Annotated in this window: 1 rRNA gene; it reads right to left on the bottom strand. The window is 53.6% G+C overall.

What is annotated here, in order from left to right:
• Window positions 1-304: ribosomal RNA gene (locus FDX22_RS24510) — 23S ribosomal RNA — on the bottom strand; the annotation flags it as partial.

Below are 304 nucleotides of genomic sequence, written 5' to 3'. Positions count from 1 at the left end.
ACACCTTCAACGGCTTACAGAACGCTCCCCTACCCAACAACACATAGTGTCGCTGCCGCAGCTTCGGTGCACAGTTTAGCCCCGTTACATCTTCCGCGCAGGCCGACTCGACCAGTGAGCTATTACGCTTTCTTTAAATGATGGCTGCTTCTAAGCCAACATCCTGGCTGTCTGTGCCTTCCCACATCGTTTCCCACTTAACTGTGACTTTGGGACCTTAGCTGGCGGTCTGGGTTGTTTCCCTCTTCACGACGGACGTTAGCACCCGCCGTGTGTCTCCCGTGATAACATTCTTCGGTATTCG

The sequence above is a fragment of the Citrobacter sp. TBCS-14 genome (assembly GCF_005280805.1).
Taxonomy (GTDB): Bacteria; Pseudomonadota; Gammaproteobacteria; order Enterobacterales; family Enterobacteriaceae; genus Citrobacter; species Citrobacter gillenii.
Note: the sequence above shows the minus strand (reverse complement) of the source record. Positions and strands in the feature narration are given on the sequence as shown.